This is a genomic window from Actinomycetes bacterium (genome assembly GCA_022599915.1).
Lineage (GTDB): Bacteria > Actinomycetota > Actinomycetes > S36-B12.
Window position 1 is genome coordinate 1 of sequence record JAHZLH010000042.1, and the last position, 3,267, is coordinate 3,267.

The following is a 3,267-nucleotide window of genomic DNA, read 5'->3' on the forward strand; positions in this document are numbered from 1 at the left end:
ATTTCCCCGCAGGATGTGGTGTGCGGTAGTGCCGAAGGTTTCCGAGCGCAGTCGGCAGGCGATCTAGCGAGTTCAGGGTGCTGTGGGTCGCAGCAATTGCAGAAGCGCGATCGCTCCGGCCTTGTCGAGCGGTTCGTTGCCGTTGCCGCATTTGGGTGATTGCACACAGCCAGGACAGCCCTCCCGACAGGAGCAGGCCGAGACCACGTCTCGAGTTGCCCCCAGCCAGCGGTAGGCCTCCTCAAAGCCCCGGCGAGCGAATCCAGCACCGCCGGGGTGGCCGTCGTAGATGAAGATACTGAGTTGTCCCGTATCGGGATGCTTTTCGGTAGACAAGCCACCGATGTCCCAACGGTCGCAGGTGGCTAGCGCCGGGAGGATTCCAATCGCAGCGTGCTCTGCCGCGTGAGCAGCACCGGGGATGCGCGGCGGAGCCACATTCAACAAATCCGGATCGGGTAGCTGCCACCACACTGACCGAGTGCGAAGCTGCTGCCTGGGCATGTCTAGTGGCTCCGAGCCGAGCACTTCTCCGGTTCCGGCCCGTCGCCGCAGGAATGACACCACCTGACCGCCCACCTCGACGTCGCCAAAGTGCATGGTTCCGGCCCCAGATGGTCGGCTTTCGGCCGTAGCCAGAATCTGTAGGTCGCTGACCGATTGCGCCACTGTTGTGTACCCAGGGTTTTCCCGGTGGGCGACAGCGACGCCCTGATCCAGATCCAAAGATTCAATCAAGTGCACGACCCCCAAATGCACGTACACCGCACCCGGGTGAACCTGTGCCGGGGCAGCCGCTCGATCCACTGTTCCCAGAACTCGCGCAGTATCCGCTTCGATCACAGTGACCGAGGCGCCAGAACTGCGCAGGTCGGCGAGATCGCTGGCTCGTGACCGATCCACCCAGAACCACCGCTCCCCCCGCTGGCGAATCAGCCGCTTACCGGCGAGTGCCATCAGCGCGTTGGCGGCCGCCGAGCCAAACACTGCTTCAGCATCGGCAGAAGTCATTGGCTGTTCGGCGAGTGCTGCCGCGAGATGCGGGATGAGCACGTAGGGGTTCGCTGGATCAAAAACTGCTGCTTCCACCCCTCCGGCGAGGATCTGCTTGGGGTGCCGGGCATAGAACTGATCCAGTGGATCTTGCTGTGCCGCGAGAACTGCCACGGCTGCCGTTCCCTCGCGACCTGCTCGCCCAACTTGTTGCAGGAAGGAGGATCTTCTGCCCGGCCAGCCGCACAGTGCTACCGCGTCGAGTCCCGAAATGTCCACACCCAATTCCAAAGCACTGGTGGTGGCCACACACCGAAGTCGACCGTCGCGCAGTCGGGATTCGATCTCGCGTCGTTCCTCTGGTAGCAGCCCGCCGCGGTAGGGAGCCACCGCTGCCGCATCCTCCGGTTTTGGTAGCCGATCAGCCACCGCGGTCGCCATCGACTCCGCGCCAGCGCGGGAGCGGATGAATCCGAGGGAGCTGGCGCCGGCACTCGTCCAGGCCGCCAGTGTCGAGGCTACGGCGCCAAAGGCGCCACCCTCCTCGGGTGATGGATCGGCGATCAAGACGGTGGTGGCTCCTCTGGCGGAGGTGTCATCAGTAATCGCTGTTACCGGTTGGCCGACTAGTGCGGCGGCGCTTTCTTGCGGCTGGGCCAAAGTAGCGCTGGTCACAATAAACGTAGGTTCAGCCCCGGCCGTCTGCGCCAGGCGATGCAATCGACGCAGGATGGCAGCCATATGGGATCCAAAAACCCCCCGGTAGGTGTGCCCCTCGTCCAGAATCACATAGCGCAGACGCCGCAAGAATGACGTCCAACGCTGATGATCAGGAAGGATGCTGCGGTGCAGCATGTCGGGGTTAGTCAACAGGTAGTTTCCCTTGCGTCGTATCCAGGGGCGCACGTCCTTCGGGGTGTCACCGTCGTAGCAGGCAGCAGTGATTCCGGGCAGGTTAAGGTCTAGCAGGCGAGCTAGTTGATCCTGGGCCAGTGCCTTGGTCGGGGCGCAATACAGGGCGGTCCCGCGCCCGTTGTTCACAGCAGTGAGCACTGGTAGCCAGTACGCCAGCGACTTTCCACTCGCCGTTCCGGTCGCTATGACGACGTTGCGCCCTGCGTGAGCAAGATCGGCCGCCGCAATCTGATGTTGCCAGGGTCGCTTGATCCCACGATGCTGCAACGCGTTCACTAGGGTCGGGTCCACCCAGTCGGGCCAGTTCGCAGTTGCGCCACGATTAGCTGGGATCTCCACCGCGCTGACTGCGCCGCCGACAGCCTGATCCGCTGCAGCGATGAGTTCGGCAGCCGATACTGCCGCTGAGTCCTTCCGAACTGACGGAGTTGTCAGTTGTTCGCCACTCATTTCCTGCTACCTGCCCTGTTTGCCGGTGATCGCTGCCAGTTGCGTTACCGCTATCCATTGTCCGACAACTAGCTGGTTGTGCGGCATGACGGCATTCTCGCCTTGCTGTGCCGTGCCGGCGGCCCGAACTGGGGTCGAAGATTGGCCAAGCTCCAGCGGCGCCAGGGACCAGGCGATGATTCGGGTGCTGCGTCTCCCTGGTCCAGCCAGCGCGACGTCGTCTCCCGGGACATCTTGGCCTGCCTCGGCAGGATTTGCCACAAGATCTCGGGCAGGATCGGCCCGGATCCCTGCGGTTCGGGATATCGTGGCACGTGACTGCGGGGAAGCGGTGATGGGTAACCCCCGTGCCGAGCCGCCGTCGCACAAGTGCATACGGACAAGATGAAGTAAAGCCATTAAGGACCAGAGTGTCAGCGAGGTCCGACACCCAACGGCCGCAGGAGGCGACGTGGATCTGGGAATCACGACGAGACATTCAGGATCAACAACGGTTGTCTCGGTGACCGGGGAGCTCGATGTGCACACCGCCACCGAGCTGGAACTTGCTCTGCGCGAGATGATCTCTAATGGCCAGCACGACGTGGTGGTGGACCTCCGCGGCTTGGGGTTTCTGGATTCGACCGGGCTCAGCGTGCTGGTGAAGGCTCTCAAATGGGCGAAAGAAGCCGGCGGTGGGCTGCGAGTTGTCGCCGCCGATGACAAGATCAGTAAGGTGTTCATCATCACCGGGCTCGACCAGGCAATGTCGCTGGAGGCAACGCTGCCCGACGGAGTTGCTGACTGATGCCGCAGGCAATGCTGCGAGTCCCAGCCGCCGCTGATCAGGCACGCACCGCGCGGCTGGTGGCTAGTACCGCAGCTCGTCGAGCCGGAATGGCGGACGATCAACTAGACGATGTGCGACTG

At 63.0% G+C, this 3,267-nt stretch carries 3 protein-coding genes; 1 reads left to right on the forward strand and 2 read right to left on the reverse strand.

Translation table 11 applies throughout. From position 1 onward, the window contains the following. Nucleotides 1–72 precede the first annotated feature (72 nt). On the reverse strand, nucleotides 73–2,358 hold the full coding sequence (locus K0U62_07010; GenBank protein ID MCH9801262.1) for a DEAD/DEAH box helicase: 2,286 nt from the start codon (nucleotides 2,356–2,358) through the stop codon (nucleotides 73–75). Nucleotides 2,359–2,364: 6 nt separating this feature from the next. Further along, nucleotides 2,365–2,757: a hypothetical protein gene (locus tag K0U62_07015; protein MCH9801263.1), complete on the reverse strand. Its 393-nt coding sequence runs from the start codon at nucleotides 2,755–2,757 to the stop codon at nucleotides 2,365–2,367. A gap of 52 nt (nucleotides 2,758–2,809) precedes the next feature. Here K0U62_07015 and K0U62_07020 point away from each other — a divergent pair, with 52 nt between their 5' ends. Further along, nucleotides 2,810–3,145 carry an STAS domain-containing protein gene (locus tag K0U62_07020; protein MCH9801264.1) on the forward strand — a complete coding sequence of 112 codons (336 nt, stop codon included), beginning with the start codon at nucleotides 2,810–2,812 and terminating at the stop codon, nucleotides 3,143–3,145. The last annotated feature ends 122 nt before the right edge of the window (nucleotides 3,146–3,267 follow it).

What these genes read in the sequence shown, in the direction of transcription:
- K0U62_07010 (MCH9801262.1), bottom strand. Translation starts at nt 2,358, where the DNA reads ATGAGTGGCGAACAACTGACAACTCCGTCAGTTCGGAAGGACTCAGCG.
- K0U62_07015 (MCH9801263.1), bottom strand. Translation starts at nt 2,757, where the DNA reads ATGGCTTTACTTCATCTTGTCCGTATGCACTTGTGCGACGGCGGCTCG.